19 protein-coding genes and 1 pseudogene are annotated in these 21,157 nt (G+C 59.7%); 6 read left to right on the forward strand and 14 right to left on the reverse strand.

The features are described from left to right. From ACIQU2_RS09015 to ACIQU2_RS09035, 5 genes are all read left to right on the forward strand, one after another. Positions 1-1,443, forward strand: a 1,443-nt coding sequence (locus ACIQU2_RS09015) for an RNA polymerase factor sigma-54 (protein WP_403140053.1), incomplete at its 5' end; no start/stop codon positions are given. A 74-nt stretch (positions 1,444-1,517) separates the two neighbouring features. Continuing rightward, entirely contained in the window at positions 1,518-1,826 is a 309-nt protein-coding gene (hpf, locus tag ACIQU2_RS09020) for a ribosome hibernation-promoting factor, HPF/YfiA family (protein ID WP_007941242.1), read from the forward strand. 12 nt (positions 1,827-1,838) lie between these two features. Next, positions 1,839-2,303: a PTS IIA-like nitrogen regulatory protein PtsN gene (ptsN, locus tag ACIQU2_RS09025; RefSeq protein WP_347803529.1), complete on the forward strand. Its 465-nt coding sequence runs from the start codon at positions 1,839-1,841 to the stop codon at positions 2,301-2,303. A gap of 2 nt (positions 2,304-2,305) precedes the next feature. Continuing rightward, positions 2,306-3,163: an RNase adapter RapZ gene (gene rapZ / locus ACIQU2_RS09030; RefSeq protein ID WP_046045854.1), complete on the forward strand. Its 858-nt coding sequence runs from the start codon at positions 2,306-2,308 to the stop codon at positions 3,161-3,163. Between the two features lie 15 nt (positions 3,164-3,178). Then, positions 3,179-3,454: an HPr family phosphocarrier protein gene (locus ACIQU2_RS09035; protein ID WP_347803531.1), complete on the forward strand. Its 276-nt coding sequence runs from the start codon at positions 3,179-3,181 to the stop codon at positions 3,452-3,454. Positions 3,455-3,613: 159 nt separating this feature from the next. Here the strand turns inward: ACIQU2_RS09035 and ACIQU2_RS09040 are convergent, their stop codons facing one another. The 6 genes and pseudogenes from ACIQU2_RS09040 to pmbA form a co-directional block, all read right to left on the reverse strand. Then, the gene (locus ACIQU2_RS09040; RefSeq protein WP_347803532.1) at positions 3,614-4,507 is read right to left on the reverse strand and encodes a ZIP family metal transporter; all 894 of its coding nucleotides are present in this window, start codon (positions 4,505-4,507) and stop codon (positions 3,614-3,616) included. 30 nt (positions 4,508-4,537) lie between these two features. Next, positions 4,538-5,149 carry a superoxide dismutase gene (locus ACIQU2_RS09045; RefSeq protein WP_347803533.1) on the reverse strand — a complete coding sequence of 204 codons (612 nt, stop codon included), beginning with the start codon at positions 5,147-5,149 and terminating at the stop codon, positions 4,538-4,540. A gap of 1 nt (position 5,150) precedes the next feature. Further along, positions 5,151-5,579, reverse strand: coding sequence for a hypothetical protein (locus ACIQU2_RS09050; protein ID WP_008148865.1), 429 nt, complete (start codon positions 5,577-5,579; stop codon positions 5,151-5,153). A 27-nt stretch (positions 5,580-5,606) separates the two neighbouring features. After that, complete coding sequence (locus ACIQU2_RS09055) at positions 5,607-6,989, reverse strand: class II fumarate hydratase (protein ID WP_403140058.1); 1,383 nt, start codon at positions 6,987-6,989, stop codon at positions 5,607-5,609. A gap of 252 nt (positions 6,990-7,241) precedes the next feature. Further along, positions 7,242-7,637: pseudogene (locus ACIQU2_RS09060) on the reverse strand (FagA protein). A 135-nt stretch (positions 7,638-7,772) separates the two neighbouring features. Beyond that, a complete protein-coding gene (gene pmbA / locus ACIQU2_RS09065) occupies positions 7,773-9,119 on the reverse strand; it encodes a metalloprotease PmbA (RefSeq protein ID WP_403140060.1) in 1,347 nt (448 codons plus the stop codon). 108 nt (positions 9,120-9,227) lie between these two features. Here pmbA and yjgA point away from each other — a divergent pair, with 108 nt between their 5' ends. After that, positions 9,228-9,752: a ribosome biogenesis factor YjgA gene (gene yjgA, locus ACIQU2_RS09070; protein ID WP_033058015.1), complete on the forward strand. Its 525-nt coding sequence runs from the start codon at positions 9,228-9,230 to the stop codon at positions 9,750-9,752. 116 nt (positions 9,753-9,868) lie between these two features. Here the strand turns inward: yjgA and tldD are convergent, their stop codons facing one another. The 8 genes from tldD to ACIQU2_RS09110 all read right to left on the reverse strand — a co-directional run. After that, positions 9,869-11,311: a metalloprotease TldD gene (gene tldD, locus ACIQU2_RS09075; RefSeq protein ID WP_403140062.1), complete on the reverse strand. Its 1,443-nt coding sequence runs from the start codon at positions 11,309-11,311 to the stop codon at positions 9,869-9,871. Positions 11,312-11,329: 18 nt separating this feature from the next. Continuing rightward, positions 11,330-12,178, reverse strand: coding sequence for a carbon-nitrogen hydrolase family protein (locus ACIQU2_RS09080; protein ID WP_403140064.1), 849 nt, complete (start codon positions 12,176-12,178; stop codon positions 11,330-11,332). Positions 12,179-12,369: 191 nt separating this feature from the next. After that, positions 12,370-16,173, reverse strand: a complete 3,804-nt coding sequence (locus ACIQU2_RS09085) for a YhdP family protein (RefSeq protein ID WP_403140065.1) — start codon at positions 16,171-16,173, stop codon at positions 12,370-12,372. A gap of 75 nt (positions 16,174-16,248) precedes the next feature. Then, a complete protein-coding gene (gene rng / locus ACIQU2_RS09090; RefSeq protein WP_033058026.1) occupies positions 16,249-17,706 on the reverse strand; it encodes a ribonuclease G in 1,458 nt (485 codons plus the stop codon). 57 nt (positions 17,707-17,763) lie between these two features. Then, positions 17,764-18,360 carry a Maf family protein gene (locus ACIQU2_RS09095; RefSeq protein WP_347803540.1) on the reverse strand — a complete coding sequence of 199 codons (597 nt, stop codon included), beginning with the start codon at positions 18,358-18,360 and terminating at the stop codon, positions 17,764-17,766. A 48-nt stretch (positions 18,361-18,408) separates the two neighbouring features. Further along, positions 18,409-18,900 carry a rod shape-determining protein MreD gene (gene mreD / locus ACIQU2_RS09100; protein ID WP_347803541.1) on the reverse strand — a complete coding sequence of 164 codons (492 nt, stop codon included), beginning with the start codon at positions 18,898-18,900 and terminating at the stop codon, positions 18,409-18,411. After that, positions 18,900-20,054 carry a rod shape-determining protein MreC gene (gene mreC / locus ACIQU2_RS09105; protein ID WP_347803557.1) on the reverse strand — a complete coding sequence of 385 codons (1,155 nt, stop codon included), beginning with the start codon at positions 20,052-20,054 and terminating at the stop codon, positions 18,900-18,902. The genes mreD and mreC overlap by 1 nt, the downstream gene beginning before the upstream one ends. Positions 20,055-20,197: 143 nt before the next feature. Then, the coding region (locus tag ACIQU2_RS09110) for a rod shape-determining protein (protein WP_403140067.1) at positions 20,198-21,157 on the reverse strand (960 nt) is incomplete at its 5' end.

The following is a 21,157-nucleotide window of genomic DNA, read 5'->3' on the forward strand; positions in this document are numbered from 1 at the left end:
CAGCTGCAACAGGCCATCCGCCTGCTCCAATTGTCGACCCTGGACCTGCAACAGGAAATCCAGGAGGCCCTGGAGTCCAATCCGATGCTCGAACGCCAGGAAGAAGGCGACGACTTCGATAACGCCGACCCCTTGGCCGACAAAGCCGAACAGCCACCCAACGCCGATGTTTCGGAACCCTCCTACCAGGAAACCGCCCCGACGGTGGACAACCTCGAGGAAGGCGATTGGAACGAGCGCATTCCCAACGAACTGCCCGTCGACACCGCGTGGGAAGACGTCTACCAGACCAGCGCCAGCAGCCTGCCGAGCAACGATGACGACGAGTGGGATTTCACCACCCGTACATCGGCCGGCGAAAGCCTGCAAAGCCACTTGTTGTGGCAACTGAACCTGGCCCCGATGTCCGACACCGATCGCCTGATCGCCGTGACCCTGATCGACTGCATCAACAATCAGGGCTACCTGGACGAAACCCTCGAGGAGATTCTCGAAGCCTTCGACCCGGAACTGGACATCGAACTGGACGAAATCGAAGCCGTCCTGCACCGCATCCAGCAATTCGAACCCGCTGGCATCGGCGCCCGCAACCTGGGCGAATGCCTGCTGCTGCAATTGCGCCAGTTGCCCGCCAAGACGCCTTGGCTGGTCGAGGCCAAACGCCTGGTCACCGATTACATCGACCTGCTCGGCAGCCGCGATTACAGCCAGCTGATGCGTCGCATGAAGCTCAAGGAAGACGAACTGCGCCAAGTGATTGAACTGGTGCAGAGCCTCAACCCGCGCCCAGGCTCGCAAATCGAGTCCAGCGAAGCCGAATACGTCGTTCCCGACGTGATCGTACGCAAGGACAACGAGCGCTGGCTGGTGGAACTGAACCAGGAATCCGTGCCACGACTGCGGGTCAACGCTCAATACGCCGGTTTCGTGCGCCGCGCCGACACCAGTGCCGACAACACCTTCATGCGCAATCAGTTGCAAGAGGCCCGCTGGTTCATCAAGAGCCTGCAAAGCCGCAACGAAACCCTGATGAAAGTCGCCACTCAAATCGTCGAGCATCAGCGCGGCTTTCTTGAATACGGCGACGAAGCCATGAAACCGCTGGTCCTGCATGACATCGCCGAAGCGGTGGGCATGCACGAGTCGACGATTTCACGGGTGACTACGCAGAAATTCATGCATACCCCACGGGGCATATATGAACTGAAATACTTTTTCTCCAGCCACGTCAGCACCTCAGAGGGCGGTGAATGCTCGTCCACGGCGATCCGCGCGATCATCAAAAAACTGGTTGCCGCGGAAAATCAGAAAAAGCCGTTGAGTGACAGCAAGATCGCTGGTTTACTGGAGGCACAAGGCATTCAGGTGGCTCGCCGCACCGTCGCCAAGTACCGCGAATCCCTCGGGATCGCGCCTTCGAGCGAACGCAAGCGGTTGATGTAGAGCCACGCCACAGCGTTCCAGTGGCAGGCATTTCTGCCTGCCGCTTTATGCACTGGCAACGAAGGAGAAGCTGTATGCAAGTCAACATCAGTGGACACCAACTGGAAGTGACCGAACCTCTTCGCACCTACATCGGCGAAAAACTCGAACGATTAGAGAGGCATTTCGACAAGATCACCAACGTGCAGGTCACGATGACGGTCGAAAAGCTCAAGCAGAAAATCGAAGCCACGCTGCATATTCCCGGCAATGAAGTGGTCGCAAACGCGGAGCATACCGATATGTACGCGGCGATCGACGCACTGACCGACAAGCTGGATAAACAACTCAAAAAGCATAAGGAAAAGACCCAAAGCCTCCTCCAGGGCGCGACCGGTCGTTAACACTCCCAACCCATGATCCGACTTGAAAGCATCCTGACCCCCGGCCGTTCTCTCGTGAACGTGCCGGGCGGCAGTAAAAAGAAAGCCCTCGAGCAAATTGCCAACCTGATCGCCCGGGAAGTGCCGGATCTGGAGATGCAAGATGTCTTCGAGGCTTTGATTGCCCGTGAAAAACTCGGTTCCACCGGTTTTGGCAACGGCATCGCCATCCCACACTGCCGCCTGAAGGGTTGCACCTCGCCCATCAGTGCATTGATGCACCTTGACGCACCCATTGATTTCGACGCCATCGACGGCGCCCCGGTTGACCTGCTGTTCGTTCTGCTGGTCCCTGAGGCGGCTACCGATGCGCACCTGGAGTTACTGCGCCAGATCGCCAGCATGCTCGATCGCAAGGAAGTGCGCGAAAAACTGCGCAGCGCCCCGAGCAATGAAGCCTTGTATCAGGTTGTCCTGGACGAGCAAAACGGTCATTAATCATGCGCTTGATCATCGTCAGTGGCCGCTCCGGCTCAGGTAAAAGTACCGCACTCGATGTTCTCGAGGACAACGGCTACTACTGCATCGACAACCTGCCCGCCGGCCTGCTGCCGGAACTGGCCGAACGCGCGTTGATCCACACCGAACTGGCGCAACCGCTGGTTGCCGTATCGATCGATGCGCGTAACTTGCCGAGTCACTTGTCGCGGTTTCCCGAACTGCTGGAAGAAGTGCGCAGCCGGCATATCCAGTGTGATGTGCTTTATCTGGACGCCGACGAAGAAACCTTGCTCAAACGTTTCTCGGAAACCCGCCGTCGTCACCCGCTGAGCAATGCCAATCGCTCGCTGGCCGAGGCCATCAACGATGAGACCGCCCTGCTCGGGCCGATTGCCGACCTCGCCGATCTCAAAGTAAACACCACCAACCTGAACCTGTATCAGCTGCGAGATACCATCAAGCTGCGCCTGCTGAACCAGCCGGAACCCGGTACGGCGTTCCTGGTGGAGTCTTTCGGCTTCAAGCGTGGCATGCCGGTGGACGCTGATCTGGTATTCGACGTGCGCTGCCTGCCGAACCCTTACTGGAAGCCAGAGTTGCGCGATCAATCCGGGCTCGACCAACCGGTTGCCGAGTACCTGGCGGCACAGCCGGACGTCGAAGAGATGTTCCAGGACATCTCCACCTACTTGTTCAAGTGGCTACCCCGCTTTGCCGCCAGCAACCGCGCTTATGTCACCATTGCCATTGGCTGCACCGGCGGCCATCACCGCTCCGTCTACCTGACCGAACGTCTGGGCCAAGCCCTGCAAAAATCTCTGAAGAACGTCCAGGTTCGCCACCGCGACCTCAGCTAAAGGATTCACACCGCGATGCCTGCTCTGGAAATTGAAATCATCAACAAGCTGGGCCTGCATGCCCGCGCTTCTGCAAAATTCGTTGGCGTCGCCGGTGAGTTCAAGGATTGCACGATCAGAGTAGGACGCACGCCGGAATCCACGGTCGACGGAAAAAGCATCATGGCAATGATGATGCTCGCTGCGGGCAAGGGCACCAAAATCCACCTGAGCACCGAAGGTGAACAAGCTGATGAGGCGCTGCAGGCATTGGTGGATTTGATCAACGACTACTTCGGCGAAGGCGAATAACACTCGCCCTGTAGCAGCTGGCGAAGCCTGCGTTCGGCTGCGCAGCAGTCGTAAACCCTGCTCACGCGGTCTGCCTGACATACTGCGGAGCCCAATTTTACGACTGCTTCGCAGCCGAACGCAGCCTTCGGCAGCTGCTACATAGTTCGTGTTAAGCCGTTAAGCCAACGCCGTATCCATCACCATCATCAAGCAAAACCCGATCAGCAACCCAAGACTTGCAAGCTTGTCGTGACCATTGCGGCGCGACTCGGGGATGACTTCATGGGTGACCACCAGCAACATTGCCCCGGCCGCCAGTGCCAACCCCAAGGGCAACAACAGTTCGGCCAGGCTCACTAGCCAGGCGCACAACAACGCGAAGACCGGCTCGACCAGACCTGACGCAGCACCAATCAGGAACGCCTTGACCCGCGACATCCCTGCCCCGGCCAAAACCAGCGCGATCACCAGACCTTCCGGCACATCCTGCAAGGCGATGCCCATGGCCAGGCTATCGGCGTCGGGCATGCCACCCCCCGCCGACACACCAACCGCCATGCCTTCGGGGATGTTGTGGGCGATGATGGCAAACACAAACAACCAGATACGCGGTGGAATCACTGGCCGTTCCAGAGTGCCAACCAACATTTCCGGGCTGGCCCCGGAGACCTTTCGATCCACCAGAAACAGCCCGAACGCACCCAGCATAATGCCGAAACTGATCAGTCCGCTGGCCGCCCAAGGCGTCAGCCCCAGGTCTTCAGCGGCAGAGATCCCCGGAACGATCAACGAAAACGCTGTCGCCGCGAGCATTACCCCGGCCCCGAAGCCGAGCAGCGTATCGCTGACCGTTTGGGGCATCCGTCGAATCACCAGCACGGGCACCGCGCCCAAGGCAGTGCCCAAAGCGCAGATCGCCCCGCCTTGCAGCGCGCGCAGCAGTTTCGGCTCGAGGTCCAGCCATGCCAAGCCTTGGGCAACCAATAACGTCATGCCTGCCAGCAGTAATAGCGATCCGAATGCGTAACGAAACATTCGTCCACTTCCGATCGCCAGTGTTTCAGTGCCCATAGCCAGCCTTGGATTGTTTTTGCAGAAGTCTTAAACCAGTGCAGCCTGATAGCGCGTAGCGACTTCAGGCCAATTGATCACGTTGTAGAACGCGTTGATGTATTCCGGCCGACGGTTCTGGTACTGCAGGTAATAAGCGTGCTCCCAGACATCCAGGCCGAGGATTGGCGTATTGCCGTTCATCAATGGACTGTCCTGATTGCCGCTGCTTTCAACGACCAGCGTCTTTTGCGGCGTCACACTGAGCCACGCCCAGCCGCTGCCGAAACGAGTCAGCGCGGCTTTGGTAAAGGCTTTCTTGAAACTGCTCAGGCCGCCCAGTTGCTCATCGATCGCCTCAGCCAGGGAGCCTTCAGGATTGCCGCCGCCGTTGGGCGCCATCACTTCCCAGAACAGCGAATGGTTGGCATGCCCGCCGCCCTGATTGATCACCGCCGCGCGCAGCTTCTCCGGCAGTTGCTGGACAGCTGACACGAGTTTCTCCACCGGCCACTCGGCAAACTCGGTGCCTTCCACCGCAGCGTTGAGGTTGTTGATGTAAGTCTGGTGGTGCTTGGTGTAGTGGATTTCCATGGTCTGCGCATCGATGTGCGGTTCCAGGGCGTCGTAGGCGTAGGGCAAGGCAGGCAAGGTAAAAGCCATTTCAATGAACTCCATGATGTAAAGGCGCAGGTGAGGCAGCGTCGATATGCAGCAAACGGTGGGTGCGCGGGTATTCGCCGTGTTCGCTGATGAAATTCAGCAGCTCGACGTAGGTTTTGCTGCTCTGGCGCAACGCTGCTTCACGCAGGGCCGGCGCCAGTCGTGGGTCCTGCATGGTCTGCAACAATCGCTGATGGATGGCGCACAGGTACTCGGCGCTCTCCTCAGGCTGGTTCAGACGCAAATGCAGATCCGCCAGGTTGTGGTGGGAAATCACGCAGGCCGCGACCGCCTCGTCGGCATCTGCCCAGCGCTCGAACAACACCTGGGCCAGCGCCAATGCCTGCAAGTAAGCCTCGCGGGCATCGACCAGTTCGCCCAGCATGAAACAGCGATTAGCCCTTTCGATCGTGCGTTTCCAGTGCTCCATGGTGAGCCTCCAAAGCGGTTGCGGTGATTACACGCCGCCTGCGGTGAGTTTTTCCGGGTCCAGCAAAACCTCAAGCTGGCTGCGGGTCAGGTCGGTGTGCTCCAGAGCGACATCGATCACCGGACGGCCCTGTTGATAGGCCTTCTTGGCGATCTCCGCAGCTTTTTGGTAACCAATGATCGGGTTGAGTGCGGTGACCAGGATCGGGTTACGCGACAGCGCTTCCTTGAGCCTGGCTTCGTTGACCTTGAAGCTGGCGATGGCCTTTTCACCCAGCAGATGGCTGGAGTTGGTCAGCAACTCGATGCTGCTCAGCAGGTTCTGGGCGATGATCGGCAGCATCACGTTCAGCTCGAAGTTGCCCGACTGACCGGCGATGGTGATAACCGTGTCATTGCCGATGACCTGAGCGGCGACCATGGCGGTCGCTTCCGGGATCACCGGGTTGACCTTGCCTGGCATGATCGAAGAACCCGGCTGCAAGGCTTCGAGCTCGATTTCACCAAGACCGGCCAGCGGGCCGGAGTTCATCCAGCGCAGGTCGTTGGCGATTTTCATCAGCGAAACGGCCGTGGCCTTGAGCTGACCGGAAACACTGACCGCCGTGTCCTGAGAGCCGATCAGCGCAAACAGATCCTCGCCCGGTTTGAATTGCATTTGGGTCAGCTTGCTCAGTTGCTCACTGAAACGCGCCGCGAATTGCGGATGAGCGTTGATTCCGGTGCCCACTGCCGTGCCGCCCTGAGCCAGGGATTGCAGACTCGGCAGCAGATCCTGCAGATGACCGATGTTGGCCTTGAGCTGCTGCGCCCAACCGCTGAGCACCTGGCTCATGCGCACCGGCATCGCGTCCATCAAGTGAGTGCGGCCGGTTTTGACGTGGTGATGAACCTCATCGGCCTTGCGCTCGATCACCTGAACCAGACCCACCAGCGCCGGCAACAATTGCTCGTGCACCGCCAACGCAGCACTGACGTGGATGGTGGTCGGGATGATGTCGTTGCTGCTTTGGCCGCAATTGACGTGATCGTTGGGGTTCACCGGCTCGCCGAGCAGGCGACTGGCCAAGGTGGCGATAACTTCGTTGGCGTTCATGTTCGAACTGGTGCCGGAACCGGTCTGGAAGATATCCACCGGAAAATGCTGCATGAAGTCGCTTTGGAGCAAGCCCAGTGCCGCATCGACGATGGCTTTGCCTTGGGATTCGCTGATTTGATCGAGCTCGACGTTGGCTCGGGCAGCGGCGGCCTTGGCCAGGATCAGCGCGCGGATAAACTGCTCCGGCATCGGTTTGCCGCTGATGGGAAAATTATCCACCGCACGTTGGGTCTGTGCGCCGTAGAGGGCGTCCACCGGCACTTGAAGCTCGCCCATGCTGTCGCGCTCAATACGTGTCTGAGGGTCTGTCATCAGTTATTTCCTATGCCGCGTTGTGTATGAAAGCGGGCCAGGCAAGGCGCAGTCCGCTGGTAATGTTTTTCCCTTGCCAAGGAGTGCAACGCAGTCTGGCCCGCTTTCAGACACAACCCGGAGGGCCGGGCCTGCTGTGGCGCAGGGCTGCGTTGCTCGGAGCTTATTTGGAATGACCAAACCACGCTCCTCGCGCCTTGCCCTGCACCACAGCAGGCCCGGCGCGGCATAGGAAATAACTGATGACAGACCCTACTCATCAGAAAATCCTTGCACCAGTTCTATGAGAGGAATCGAGGGCTGCAACTCGCAGGTCGCCAGTTGCCAGGTGTAGCTCTGCTAGCGCTTGAGGCGGCATTTGCACAGAGAGAGGCGTTCCAGATCGCGCAACGGCCGCCAGGCCTGGTCCAGACAAAAGGTGCGCCAGTGCCAGGGCAGCGCGACATCGGCGGCGGTGTCGAGTAACAGGCGGAAAGAAGTTTCGGCGATGGTCCAGGGAGAGGTAGCCGTGCAACAAGCGAGATACCGGCCTTCGGCCAGGTAATGTTCGATCAGGCGAGGCTCGTCAGGGTCGATCGCGCAACGGATCTGGCGACTCATCCAGCGCCAGCTTTCGAGGTAAGGCTGCTCGTGCAAGGCAGAACTCATGATCCGGGCTCATTCGGTAATGAGATTTATTATTAGATGATAATGAGAACCAAAACAACCCCGAGAAAATCGACGCACAAAAAAGGCGCACCACCCAACGATGGGTGGCGCGCCTTTTTGCGTAACGGTTAAGCGTTAGCTGCCCGCTACCGTCATCCGCTCGATCAGCACCGAACCTGTGCGGATGTTGCTGCGCAATTCCAGGTCATTACCGACGGCAACGATCTGTTTGAACATGTCACGCATGTTGCCGGCAATGGTCACTTCCTGGACCGCAAACTGGATTTCACCATTCTCGACCCAGTAACCCGCCGCGCCACGGGAGTAATCGCCAGTGACCATGTTCAGGCCCTGGCCCATCAATTCAGTTACCAGCAGGCCGCGGCCCATGCGGCGCAGCAAGGCTGCCTGGTCTTCGTCGCCATGGGTGACGAACAGGTTGTGCACGCCGCCAGCGTTGGCGGTACTCGGCATCCCGAGTTTACGGCCGGAGTACGTGCCAAGAATGTACGACACCAACTCACCTTTCTCGACGAACGGTTTGGCGTAAGTGGCCAAACCATCACCATCGAACGCCGAACTGCCCATGGCGCGCATCAAGTGCGGACGCTCATCGATGGTCAGCCATTCCGGGAACAGTTTCTGCCCCAGCGTGCCTTCAAGGAACGAGGATTTGCGATACAAACTGCCGCCGGAAATCGCCGAGAGGAAACTGCCGAACAAACCACCGGCCAGTTCCGCAGAAAACAGCACCGGCACTTCGCAGGTCGGCACCGGACGCGCGCCCAGACGGCTCGCCGCCCGTTGCGCGGCACGCTGGCCGATGCTCACCGGGTCGGCCAGCAAATTGCCCTGACGGTTCACGTCATACCAGTAATCGCGCTGCATCTGGCCGTCGGCCTCGGCGATCATCACGCAGCTCAGGCTGTGCCGGGTCGACGCGTAGCCACCGATAAAACCGTGGCTGTTGCCGTAAACACGGCAACCCTGGTGGGTGCTGAGGGTGGTGCCGTCGGCGTTCTTGATCCGGCTGTCGGTGGCAAACGCCGCCGCTTCACAGGTCAGGGCCTGCTCGATGGCTTGCTCCGGGGTGATGTCCCATTCGTGGAACAGGTCGAAATCCTGCAGATCCTTGGCCATCAGCGCCGCATCTGCCAGACCCGAGGCTTCGTCTTCGGAGGTGTGTTTGGCGATGGCCAGCGCCGCAGCGACGGTTTCGCGAATGGCTTCGGGACCGCTGGCGGACGTGCTGGCCGAGCCCTTGCGCTGGCCAACGTACAAGGTGATGCCAAAGCCCTGATCGCGATTGAACTCAACGGTTTCGACTTCCCGCTGACGCACCGTGGTCGACAAGCCCTGCTCCAGCGACACGGCCACTTCACAGGCACTGGCGCCCTGGCGCTTGGCTTCAGCGATGATCTGCTCGACTTGTTCTTGCAGTGCCGGCAACGCTTGTGGGCCGACGCTTTCAACTGCACTCATGCTGTTCTCCACTCAAATTCTGCTTTCGGCTAGGGCCTTCGAGCGACCGGGCCGGACAAGCGGCCCCCGACTGGTTATCATGGCGGCGTTTCTTTGCGGACGGCCACCATGGTTGATTCTTACGACGACTCCCTCGATACGGGAGAAAAAAGCAAATCCCAGGTTAAACGCGAGCTTCATGCTCTGGTTGACCTTGGCGAGCGCCTTACAACACTCAAGCCTGACTTGCTGGCAAAACTGCCGTTGACCGACGCTATGCGCCGGGCACTGGCTGATGCGCCCAAGCACACCGCGAATATCGCGCGTAAACGGCACCTTATGTTCATCGGCAAACTGATGCGCGATCAGGACACTGACGCCATTCTGACTCTGCTCGATCAACTCGATGCCTCCACTCGGCAGTACAACGAACGTTTCCATGGCCTGGAACGCTGGCGCGATCGCTTGATCGCGGGCGACGATGCGGTCCTGGAGAAGTTCGTGGTCGACTACCCGGAGGCTGATCGTCAGCAATTGCGCTCCCTGATCCGTCAGGCCCAGCACGAACTGGCGACCAATAAGCCACCGGCATCGAGCCGTAAAATCTTCAAGTACATCCGTGAGCTGGACGAGACTCAACGCGGTTTGCGCTGAGTAACGCCAATCCACTGTAGGAGCTGCCGAAGGCTGCGATCTTTTGATCTTGTTTCTTAAAAGCAAAATCAAAAGATCGCAGCCTTCGGCAGCTCCTACAGAGGATGTCTTCATCCTTATGCGCCTGTGCCACCCACAGTGATCGCATCGATTTTCAGCGTTGGCTGGCCGACACCCACCGGCACCGACTGCCCATCCTTGCCACACGTCCCCACGCCGCTGTCCAGCGCCAGATCGTTACCGACCATCGACACCTTGCTCATGGCTTCAGGGCCATTGCCGATCAACGTCGCGCCTTTGACCGGGGCAGTGATTTTGCCGTCTTCGATCAGGTACGCCTCGCTGGTGGAGAACACGAATTTGCCGCTGGTGATGTCCACCTGACCGCCGCCGAGATTGGCGCAGTAGATGCCGCGCTTCACCGAGGCGATGATTTCCGCCGGGTCGCTTTCGCCAGCCAGCATGTAGGTGTTGGTCATGCGCGGCATCGGCAGGTGCGCGTAGGATTCACGGCGACCGTTACCGGTACGGGCCACACCCATCAGACGGGCGTTGAGCTTGTCCTGCATATAGCCTTTGAGTACGCCGTTTTCGATCAGTGTCGTGCACTCGGTCGGGGTGCCTTCATCATCGACGCTCAGGGAGCCGCGACGACCGGCCAGCGTGCCATCATCGACGATGGTGCAAAGCTTGGACGCAACCATCTCGCCCATGCGCCCGCTGTAGGCCGAACTGCCCTTGCGGTTGAAGTCGCCTTCCAGACCGTGGCCGACCGCTTCGTGCAGCAACACACCCGACCAGCCCGAACCCAGCACCACCGGCAACGTACCGGCCGGCGCAGGAATGGCTTCCAGATTCACCAACGCCTGACGCAACGCTTCACGGGCATAACCCATGGCGCGGTCATCGCTGAGGAAATAACGGTAATCGGTACGACCGCCACCGCCATGACCGCCGCGCTCACGGCGACCGTTCTGCTCGACGATCACACTGACGTTAAAGCGCACCAACGGCCGTACATCGGCAGCCAGGCCACCGTCAGTGGAAGCCACGAGGATTCGCTCCCAGACGCCGGCCATGCTCACGGTGACTTGTTGGATACGCGGGTCGAGGGCGCGAGTCGCGACGTCGATACGCTTGAGCAGTTCGACCTTCTCGGCACGGGTCATCACTTCCAACGGGTTGTCCGGCCCGTACAACTGGGCGACATCCTGAGTCGTGAACGCTTGCACCGTGCCGTTCTGACCGGCGCGGGAGATCGAACGCGCCGCACGGGCCGCGGCGCCAAGGGCTTCGAGGGTAATGGCATTGCTGTAGGCAAAACCCGTTTTCTCACCCGATTGCGCTCGCACACCGACACCTTGGTCGAGATTGAAGCTGCCTTCCTTGACGATTCCGTCTTCCAGCGCCCAGGACTCGGAAATCTGCCCCTGGAAATACAGGTCGGCGGCATCGATGCCCGGGCCGGCCAGATCGCCGAGCACACCTTGCAGGCTCTCGATAGTTACGCCGCCGGGCGCCAGGAGGTGTTCACTGACTGAGGACAACAACTCGCTCATATGCTTTACGCCTTAAATTCATCGTTCTGAGGCAGGTCGCTGAGCGCCCTGCGAGAAAAATCGCCGGTGACTGGACACCGGCATCCGCGCCCTGATGGACGCCTGTTCGCTGCTATCGCGTTCGGCCAGCAGCACGGCCTCGCCTTGATCCTGTTGCGCCAGCACACGTCCCCACGGGTCGATAATCGCGGCATGGCCAAAGGTTTCTCGCGGCCCCGGATGCGTCCCACCCTGGGCAGCCGCGAGCACATAACATTGAGTTTCGATGGCCCGCGCGCGAATCAACACCTCCCAATGCGCCGCGCCGGTCACCGCGGTAAAGGCCGACGGCGCGGTAATCAACTCCGCACCGGCAGCGCGTAATTCGCTGTACAGCTCGGGGAAGCGCATGTCGTAACACACTGTCAGCCCGACTCGACCGACAGGCGTGTCCGCCACGACTACCCCACTGCCATAAGCATAGTCATCGGATTCGCGATAACGCCCGCGATTGTCCGCCACATCGACGTCGAAAAGGTGCAACTTGTCATACCGTGCAACGGTTTCGCCGTGCTCATCCACCAGCAGCGAGCAGGCATGCACTTTGGCCGTCGGCTGATCCACCGGCGGCAACGGCAACGTGCCGGCCACTATCCATAACTTGAGGTCGCGGGCGGTCTGTTTCAACCATGGCAGGATAGGGCCTTCGCCCAACGCCTCGGCGCGGCCGATGTCGGCAGTGTCGCGACGGCCCATGGCGGCGAAGTTTTCCGGAAGCACAGCCAGCTGCGCGCCACCGGCTGCCGCTTGTTCGAGCAGCCGACGGGCCTGGGCCAGATTGACCAGTACATCGCTCTGGCTGACCATTTGAATCACCGCTACAGACATGGCCTTTTCCTGATCTGGAATCAACACATACCTGTAGGAGCTGACGAGTGAAACGAGGCTGCGATCTTTTGATTTTGATCTTGATCTTGATCTTAAAAGGCAAAATCAAAAGATCGCAGCCTCGTTTCACTCGTCAGCTCCTACAGGGGACTTACGGCCATGCTACTCCATCGGCCTGAGGCGTGGCGTTGTCAAAAAGGCTTGTCGAAGGTGATTTTCGGCTCTTTCCACGGCCCCTTGACGGTGTATTGGACGCTGGCGAAACGCGCCACACGGTCACCGATCAGCTTATCGATCAGGAACAGCGCGCCGCCGATAGCCGGTGCACCGACGATCAGCGCGGCAATAGGCAGGTTGTTGGTCACAGGCAACGTCACCAGCAACTTGGCATCGACCTTATCGCCCACCAGGTCCAGCGTCCCGTTGAGTTCGATGTTACTCGACGGACCGGTCAGCCGGATCGGCTCACGCGTCACGTATACACCATTGGTCGCGACCAGCAGGCCTTTGACCCGGTCATAACTCAAGCCTTTGCCGAACAGGTCGGAGAAGTCCAGGCGCAGCCGGCGGCCGATGGAGTTGAAGTTCAGCAAGCCAAACACGCGCAACGCCTGGGCGCTGCCCTCGACTTCAACAAACCGGCCTTTACTCAGCGAAGCATCGAGGGTTCCAGAGAAGCGCTGGGTGGCCAGCCAGGCCGGCGAACCGGGCCAGCGACCATCGACATCCATATGAAAATCTTCACTGGTGACACTCGGCGCAAAGCCCCAGCCCTTCAGTACATCGGCGAGATTCTTGCCGCTGATCCGGCCCTTGTACCAACTGCTGCTGGAACCGGGCGTGCCTTCCCAACCGCCGCTGCCCTGCAAGAGGATGCCCTTGAGGCCCAGATCCAGCGTATTAAACGCAATGCCCTTGGCGGTCGGACGGGCTTTCAGATACCAGGCCCCGACGAGGTCCTTGCCCTGGAACAGCTGATTGATGGTGATATCCAGTGCCGGGATCTTCGTCGGATCCACCGAGGCCAGCGGGTCTGGCGAGTTTTCGTTGGCCAGGACCGTCGGGTCTGGCGCCGGCAAACGCACGTATTGCAGATTGATCGCAATCGGAGCGGCTTTCGCATCGGGGATGCTGGCACTGCCCTTGACCTGCTGACTATCGAGTTGCAAGGCCCACGCAGCAGGTTTGCGATTCAACTGTACAGAAGCCTGATCGAGCGTAGTGCCGACACCGCTGAGCTTGCCAATCTTGAAATCCGCACCGCTGAGCAACTGTTTGGCGTTGCCGCCCGGATCCTGGCCGGCGTACTTGTCTAGCAGGTCCTTCCAGGGGCGGACATCCAGTTCCGACAGCACACCGCGCACCCGCAGGCCTTTGGCGCCAGGTAGCACGGCATTGCCGCCCCCCAGGAACAACTCACCGCGCCCGTCGGCAAAGTTGCCGGCCGGCGCCGCAAACGTGAAGTTAGCCAGCTCACCGTAATTGACCCAGTAGCGCCGCTCCGCCCCTTGCAGGGTCATGCGGAACGTGGTGTCGCGGCCGACGTCGGGCGCCATGCCGAACGGCGCCGGCAAATCGATTGCTACGCCCTTGAGGTTGGAGCTGACCATCAATTGACTGTCGGGTCCATCAAGGTTCAGCTGCAGCTGATAAGGGATCACACCGGACACTGGCAACGGCTGAGTCACGCTCAGCCAGTCAGTCAGTTTCTTGACCTCGACCTGGCCCGAGGCGGCGACGCGAGTCTTGAGGTTGCCGGGGCTGCCATCGGCGAAAATCTGTGCAGTAACCGGTTTATCGAAGGCGCGCGCGGTGATGTTTTGCCCGCTCAAACCCTTGGTGCTGTCGAAACGGAAATCACCCTTGAGCTGAGTCAGCTCCAGGGTTGGCTCGGCCAGTTTCAGACGGGCCTTGGCGGTCTTGAAGTCGACTAGGATCTTCGGCTGCTCGCCTTTGACCAATGGAATGTCCAGTTTCAGTTTGCCCCGCAGATCGCCCTCGCCTTCCCAACCGGCAAAGGTGGCTGCGGTGCCGATCGGCGCTTCCTGGAGAATCTTCAGGCCATCGCCCAACCCGCCGGCGAATCCGCCGTCGAGGAACAGATGGACGTTTTGCCCCGCTGGCGCGTGGGGAATATTGACGTAAATGTCGCTGACCTGGGTATTGAGCAGTTGACCCTTACTGGCCAGGACCCGCACACCGCTGTCTTCAACAAACACGTCACCCGTGACGTTGCTGACATGTGGCCAGCCTGGCTGGAAGGCCAGTTCGGCGTCGTGAACCTTGAAGAACAGGCTGATGCTGCGGGCAGTCTCGGCGGCCCCATGGTTCAGCGAACCCTGGTACTGGAAGAAGCCTTCGTCCACCGCACCTTTGAGAATCGCCGTACGCAGCCATTCGTCCAGCCCCGGGCTGAGCATTGTCGGCAAATACTTGGCGGTGTATCGACCGTCGCCGTCCACCAGACCGACCCGCAGGTCCATGTAGTCTTCCTGGGTGTGGTCGAAATGCAGGCGGATCAGAAAGTCGCCGGCAATCTTGCCCTCCTCGCCCAGCACCTTCAGGTACGGCGCGATCAAGGTGAAGGCTTCTTTATCGAGTTTCCAGGTCAGTCGGGCATTGGCCTGAATGTACTGCCATGGCTTGGCGAAGATCGGGTCCAGGTGCAGGGAAAAATCCTTGCTGTCCATGCGCAGCTCGCCACCGCCCAGATCACCGCTGATGCTGCCACTGACATTTCGCGCCGCCGGAGCGCCGTGATAGGCATCGAAGCCGACCCGATCCAGGTTGGCGGCAAAGCTGAATTTGCTGTCGTCGGTTGCATTGGGCCGGAAGTCGATCAGTACGTTGCGCAGGCCACCGGTCACTTTGAGTCGCTCGACGGCGGTGGCAATGCCTTCGGGCAGCGGCCCCAAGGCATTCAGAATCGGGGTGATCGGGGTGAGATCGAGGCGGTCGGCTTGCAGATGCCATAGCTCTTCAGTCTTGTCGGTCGCCGCGTTTTGTTTGAGTTGCAGATGCGATTCCCAACGGGTCTCGCCGAGGTTCATGGCCAGCGAGTCCAGGGTGATCAGGACGCCTTCGGAACTGCGCTGGAAATAGCCATTGAGCGCCAGATTGTTGATCTGGATCGGCTTGCGCTCGGCGTACGCGCCCTTGAGTTGCGGCGCGTTCAAGCGAATCGCAGCACTTTGCAGGGCGCCCTTGTTCCAGTTCACCCAAAGCTCGCCGCCGGCCTTGAACTCGGAAAAATTCCATTGTTGGGTCAGGCGCTCAGGCAACCATTTCGACCAGTCGCTTTGCGGCAGGCTCAAATAAGCTTCGGCCTCGCCGTCTTTCCATTCGCTGGCGCGCAGACGGGTGCGCAGACTCATGGCCACTGGCTGGCCGTCCGGCAGGGTCAAACGTGCATCGAGTCGCTGGCGGGAGACGCCGGTTTTCAGATTCAGACCGACGTAAGTCAGGGTTAGAGGCTGCTCTTGCAGTGGCTGCAAAGTAACCTGGCTATCAAGCACCGACAGTTGTTGAACCATCTGCATGCGAGTGAGCAATTGCTCGGGATCCAGCGGCTGATCCTGCTGAACAGGTAAACCTTCCAGCGCCCAAGTCCCGTCCTCGCTTTCCTTGACGCTGACCTTCAGACCGCTGAGTTCCAGGTGAGCGATGCGCACTTCACGAGCCATCAAACTGGCCCAAAGATCCGGCACCGCGCGCACCTGATCCAGACGCAAGGCATTGGCGCCCTCGCCAACCATCACGTCGTGAGCCAGCATAATCGGAGCAAAACCGCTCCAGTTGCCTTCCAGTTCGCCGATATTCAGCGGCATACCCAAGGCAGAGCTGGCTTTGGATTCGACTTCGGCACGGTACTCGGCCACCAGCGGCGTCAGCTCTCGTCCGAGGCTGACGTACAAGGCCATCAACACCAATACCAACGCACACAGCCCCAAACCCCAGCGGGTCAGTGCGGCCAAAATGCGTGTCAGACGTTCCATGTCAGTTGGCTCCCATGGCAAAAATACTGCAAAAAGCTGAGGCCAGCCGTTCTAGTACGGGTGAAAGACAGCGATTCAGAGCAGCACCACGTCGTATTGTTCCTGGGAATACATGGTTTCCACCTGGAACCGGATGGTGCGTCCGATAAAACCTTCGAGCTCGGCGACATTGCCCGATTCTTCATCGAGCAAACGGTCGACCACTTTCTGGTTTGCCAATACACGATAGCCTTCCGCCTGATAGGCGCGAGCTTCTCGGAGGATTTCGCGGAAAATCTCGTAGCAAACGGTTTCCGGCGTCTTGAGCTTGCCGCGGCCCTGACAGCTGCTGCACGGCTCGCACAGAACTTGTTCAAGACTTTCACGGGTGCGCTTGCGAGTCATCTGCACCAGGCCCAACTCGGTGATGCCGATGATGTTGGTCTTGGCGTGATCGCGCTCCAGTTGCTTCTCGAGTGTGCGCAGCACCTGACGCTGGTGCTCTTCATCTTCCATGTCGATGAAGTCGATGATGATGATCCCGCCCAGGTTGCGCAGGCGCAGCTGGCGAGCAATGGCAGTCGCGGCTTCGAGGTTGGTCTTGAAAATGGTTTCTTCGAGGTTGCGATGACCGACGAACGCCCCGGTGTTGACGTCGATGGTGCTCATGGCTTCCGCCGGATCGACCACCAGGTAACCGCCGGACTTCAGCGGGACTTTGCGCTCCAGGGCTTTCTGGATTTCGTCTTCGACGCCGTACAGGTCGAAAATCGGCCGCTCACCCGGGTAATGCTCAAGACGATCGGCGATTTCCGGCATCAGTTCGGCGACGAACTGTGTGGTTTTCTGGAAGGTTTCCCGGGAGTCGATGCGGATCTTCTCGATCTTCGGGCTCACCAGATCACGCAAGGTGCGCAGCGCCAGGCCGAGGTCTTCGTAGATCACACTCGGCGCGCTGATGGTTTTGATCTGCTCGTTGATCTGATCCCAGAGACGACGCAAGTAGCGGATGTCCATGAGGATTTCATCGGCACCGGCACCTTCGGCAGCGGTACGCAGGATGAAGCCACCGGCCTCTTGGATGCCTTCTTTGGCCACGCAATCAGTGACCACTTGTTTGAGACGTTCGCGCTCGGCTTCGTCTTCAATCTTCAACGAAATGCCGACGTGTGCAGTGCGCGGCATGTACACCAGATAACGCGATGGAATTGACAACTGAGTCGTCAGGCGTGCGCCTTTTGAGCCGATCGGGTCCTTGGTCACTTGCACCACCAGGCTCTGGCCTTCATGAACCAGAGCGCTGATGCTCTCGACCGCCGGGCCTTCGCGCAGGGAAATTTCCGAGGCATGAATGAACGCGGCGCGGTCCAGACCGATGTCGACGAAAGCGGCCTGCATGCCGGGCAATACCCGCACGACCTTGCCTTTATAGATGTTGCCGACGATCCCGCGCTTTTGCGTGCGCTCGACGTGGACCTCTTGCAGAACACCGTTTTCAACCACCGCCACGCGCGATTCCATCGGCGTGATGTTGATCAGGATCTCTTCACTCATGGCAGGGTCTCGTTCAGGCATGTTCACGATAATGGCCGCATCTTGTCAGTACGACGCTCAACGCGCGTTAAGGGTTTGCCAACAGGGTATGCCGAAATGGCCAAGCAGCTCAGCGGTTTCGCACAGCGGTAACCCGACCACCGCCGAGTAACTGCCATTGAGCCCGGCGACAAACACCGCGCCGAGCCCCTGAATGCCGTAGCCGCCGGCCTTGTCCTGCGGCTCGCCGCTGGCCCAGTAGGCCACCGCTTCATCGCGACTGATGTTGCGAAAACGCACCAGACTGCGCACGACCCGAGACTCGCAACGCTCACCCTCTCGCACCGCAATCGCCGTCAGGACTTCATGTTCACACCCGGACAACATCATAAGCATGGCGCACGCTTGCGCTTCATCAACCGGCTTGCCGAGAATTTTTCCGTCCAGCACCACGGCGGTGTCGGCGCCCAGCACGCAAAAATCTGCGGCGGACACGACGGTCCCACGCCCGGCCTCGGCTTTGCCGCACGCCAGGCGCTCGACATAGGCCGACGGGGATTCATTTTCTAAAGGGGTTTCATCGATGTCCGCACTGATGGCGGAGAACGGCACGCCGATCTGCGTGAGCAGTTCACGCCGACGCGGCGAGCCTGAGGCGAGGTACAGCTGTTTCATCAAGACCTCTCCTTGTCTAGTGCCGGTGCGGGCAAATGCCGGACCGAATTAATTGATTTTGTAGCGTCGACGCAAACCGCGCAAACCGTAACTGATCCACGGCCAGAGCAATGCGCTGACCAGTGCCGGCAAGACCAGCGCCAGCGTCGGCTGACGATTACCGGTCAGGGCACTGAGCCATAATTGAACAAGCTGCGCGAGGCCGAAGATCACCAGGATTACCAGGCTCTGTTGCCACATCGGGAACATGCGCAGGCGCTGTTGCAGCGCCAGCACCAGGTACGTGATAAGCGTCAGGATCAATGCGTTCTGGCCCAGCAGCGTGCCATAAAGCACGTCTTCGGCCAGGCCCAGGCTCCACGCGGTGACCATCCCGACTTTCTGCGGCATGGCTAACGCCCAGAATGCCAGCAGCAAGGCCAGCCACAGTGGACGGAGGATTTCCATGAATTGCGGCAGCGGCGAAACGCTGAGCAGCATGCCTATGGCGAACGTCAGCCAGACCATCCAGCCGTTTCGGGAGGCAGTAGCACCAACCATTATTCTCGTCCCCCAGTGGTAGCCGGCGCAGAGACAGGCGGTTTGGCTGCAGGCTTCACGGCAGCGGGTTGCGTGGCCGGCGGTTTAGCGGCCGCAGGTTGCGTCGCGGGCGGCTTGCTGGCGGCAGGTTTCGCAGGAGCGGGATTTGCCGCAGGTTTGGCCGGGGTTATGGCAGCAGGGGCAGCCGTCGGCGCTACCGGAATCGCCGGCGCAGCAACAGCAGCCGGGACAATGGCAGGTTTTGGTACTGTCGCTGGAATGATCGGTCCACCACCGTGCTGGTCCAAGGCTTCTTGAGCCTGGGCAGCTTCGTTGGCGCGCTCTTCGGCTGTGCGGCCGTCGGTGAACACCAGCAACAGGTAACGGCTGCGGTTCAAGGCGGCGGTCGGCACGGCACGCACAATAGCGAACGGCTGACCGGAATCGTGAATCACTTCCTTGACCGTCGCTACCGGGTAACCCGCCGGGAACCGCTGCCCCAGACCGGAGCTGACCAGCAGATCGCCTTCTTTAATGTCGGCGGTATCGGCTACGTGACGCAGCTCCAGGCGTTCCGGGTTGCCGGTGCCGCTGGCAATCGCCCGTAGACCGTTGCGGTTCACCTGCACCGGAATGCTGTGAGTGGTGTCAGTCAGCAACAGCACACGAGAGGTGTACGGCATCAACTCGACCACCTGGCCCATCAGGCCACGGGCATCGAGCACCGGCTGACCGAGGACCACACCGTCGCGCTCACCTTTATTGATGATGATGCGGTGGGTGAAGGGGTTGGGGTCCATGCCGATCAGCTCGGCCACTTCGACCTTCTCGTTCACCAGCGCGGAGGAATTGAGCAACTCGCGCAGCCGAACGTTCTGCTCGGTGAGGGCGGCAAGCTTTTGCATGCGGCCCTGCAACAGCAGGTTTTCGGTTTTGAGTTTTTCGTTTTCGGCGACGAGCTCGGTACGGCTGCCAAACTGGCTGGCCACACCCTGCCATAGCCGCTGTGGCAGGTCGGTGATCCAGTAAGACTGCATCAGTACCAGCGACATTTGGCTACGCACTGGCTTGAGCAGTGTGAAGCGGGCATCGACCACCATCAGCGCGACCGATAGCACGACCAGCACCAACAAGCGCACGCCCAGTGAAGGCCCTTTGGTGAAAAGCGGTTTAATAAGCCGCTCCTCCCAGGCAAATGTTCTCTTTATTCATACGGCATCAAACCGGCCTGGATGCAGACTGACAGAAGATAAACGCCAACAGGCAGCACTGCAAAGTGCTGCCTGCGCGCTCAACAGCATAGATGCGTCGGGCGAGATCACTCGCTCGACAGCAGGTCCATGGTGTGTTTATCCATCATTTCCAATGCACGGCCACCGCCGCGAGCAACGCACGTCAGCGGATCTTCGGCAACGATCACCGGCAGACCAGTTTCCTGGGCCAGCAACTTGTCGAGGTCACGCAACAAAGCGCCACCACCGGTCAGTACCAGACCACGCTCGGCGATATCGGAAGCCAGTTCCGGAGGCGATTGCTCCAGAGCACTCTTCACAGCCTGAACGATGGTGGCCAGGGACTCTTGCAGAGCTTCCAGCACTTCATTGGAGTTCAGGGTGAATGCGCGTGGAACGCCTTCGGCCAGGTTACGGCCACGAACGTCGACTTCGCGAACTTCGCCGCCCGGGTAGGCAGTACCGATTTCCTGCTTGATGCGCTCGGCAGTGGATTCGCCGATCAGGCTGCCGTAGTTGCGACGCACGTAAGTGATGATCGCTTCGTCGAAGCGGTCGCCGCCAACCCGTACGGACTCGGCGTAAACCACACCGTTCAGGGAGATCAGCGCGATTTCAGTGGTACCACCACCGATATCGACAACCATCGAGCCGCGAGCTTCTTCAACCGGCAAGCCGGCACCGATCGCAGCCGCCATTGGCTCTTCGATCAGGAACACTTCACGGGCACCGGCACCGAGGGCCGACTCACGGATGGCACGACGCTCAACCTGGGTGGATTTGCACGGAACGCAGATCAGCACGCGAGGGCTAGGCTGCAGGAAGCTGTTTTCGTGAACCTTGTTGATAAAGTACTGCAGCATCTTTTCGCAAACGCTGAAGTCGGCGATCACGCCATCCTTCATCGGACGAATGGCAGCAATGTTGCCCGGCGTACGGCATAGCATGCTCTTGGAATCTGTGCCGACAGCAAAGAAACTTTTCTGGTTACCGTGTGTCCGAATAGCCACAACCGAGGGCTCATTCAGGACTATACCGCTCTCGCG

It is taken from the genome of Pseudomonas sp. NPDC098740 (assembly GCF_044760065.1).
GTDB classification, from domain to species: domain Bacteria; phylum Pseudomonadota; class Gammaproteobacteria; order Pseudomonadales; family Pseudomonadaceae; genus Aquipseudomonas; species Aquipseudomonas rossensis.

What these genes read in the sequence shown, in the direction of transcription:
- tldD (WP_403140062.1), bottom strand. Translation starts at nt 11,311, where the DNA reads ATGAGCGAGTTGTTGTCCTCAGTCAGTGAACACCTCCTGGCGCCCGGC.
- ACIQU2_RS09035 (WP_347803531.1), top strand. Translation starts at nt 3,179, where the DNA reads ATGCCTGCTCTGGAAATTGAAATCATCAACAAGCTGGGCCTGCATGCC.
- ACIQU2_RS09050 (WP_008148865.1), bottom strand. Translation starts at nt 5,579, where the DNA reads ATGGAGCACTGGAAACGCACGATCGAAAGGGCTAATCGCTGTTTCATG.
- ACIQU2_RS09055 (WP_403140058.1), bottom strand. Translation starts at nt 6,989, where the DNA reads ATGACAGACCCTCAGACACGTATTGAGCGCGACAGCATGGGCGAGCTT.
- pmbA (WP_403140060.1), bottom strand. Translation starts at nt 9,119, where the DNA reads ATGAGTGCAGTTGAAAGCGTCGGCCCACAAGCGTTGCCGGCACTGCAA.
- ACIQU2_RS09080 (WP_403140064.1), bottom strand. Translation starts at nt 12,178, where the DNA reads ATGTCTGTAGCGGTGATTCAAATGGTCAGCCAGAGCGATGTACTGGTC.
- rapZ (WP_046045854.1), top strand. Translation starts at nt 2,306, where the DNA reads ATGCGCTTGATCATCGTCAGTGGCCGCTCCGGCTCAGGTAAAAGTACC.
- ACIQU2_RS09040 (WP_347803532.1), bottom strand. Translation starts at nt 4,507, where the DNA reads ATGGGCACTGAAACACTGGCGATCGGAAGTGGACGAATGTTTCGTTAC.
- yjgA (WP_033058015.1), top strand. Translation starts at nt 9,228, where the DNA reads ATGGTTGATTCTTACGACGACTCCCTCGATACGGGAGAAAAAAGCAAA.
- ACIQU2_RS09095 (WP_347803540.1), bottom strand. Translation starts at nt 18,360, where the DNA reads ATGAAACAGCTGTACCTCGCCTCAGGCTCGCCGCGTCGGCGTGAACTG.
- hpf (WP_007941242.1), top strand. Translation starts at nt 1,518, where the DNA reads ATGCAAGTCAACATCAGTGGACACCAACTGGAAGTGACCGAACCTCTT.
- ptsN (WP_347803529.1), top strand. Translation starts at nt 1,839, where the DNA reads ATGATCCGACTTGAAAGCATCCTGACCCCCGGCCGTTCTCTCGTGAAC.
- rng (WP_033058026.1), bottom strand. Translation starts at nt 17,706, where the DNA reads ATGAGTGAAGAGATCCTGATCAACATCACGCCGATGGAATCGCGCGTG.
- ACIQU2_RS09045 (WP_347803533.1), bottom strand. Translation starts at nt 5,149, where the DNA reads ATGGCTTTTACCTTGCCTGCCTTGCCCTACGCCTACGACGCCCTGGAA.
- mreD (WP_347803541.1), bottom strand. Translation starts at nt 18,900, where the DNA reads ATGGTTGGTGCTACTGCCTCCCGAAACGGCTGGATGGTCTGGCTGACG.
- ACIQU2_RS09085 (WP_403140065.1), bottom strand. Translation starts at nt 16,173, where the DNA reads ATGGAACGTCTGACACGCATTTTGGCCGCACTGACCCGCTGGGGTTTG.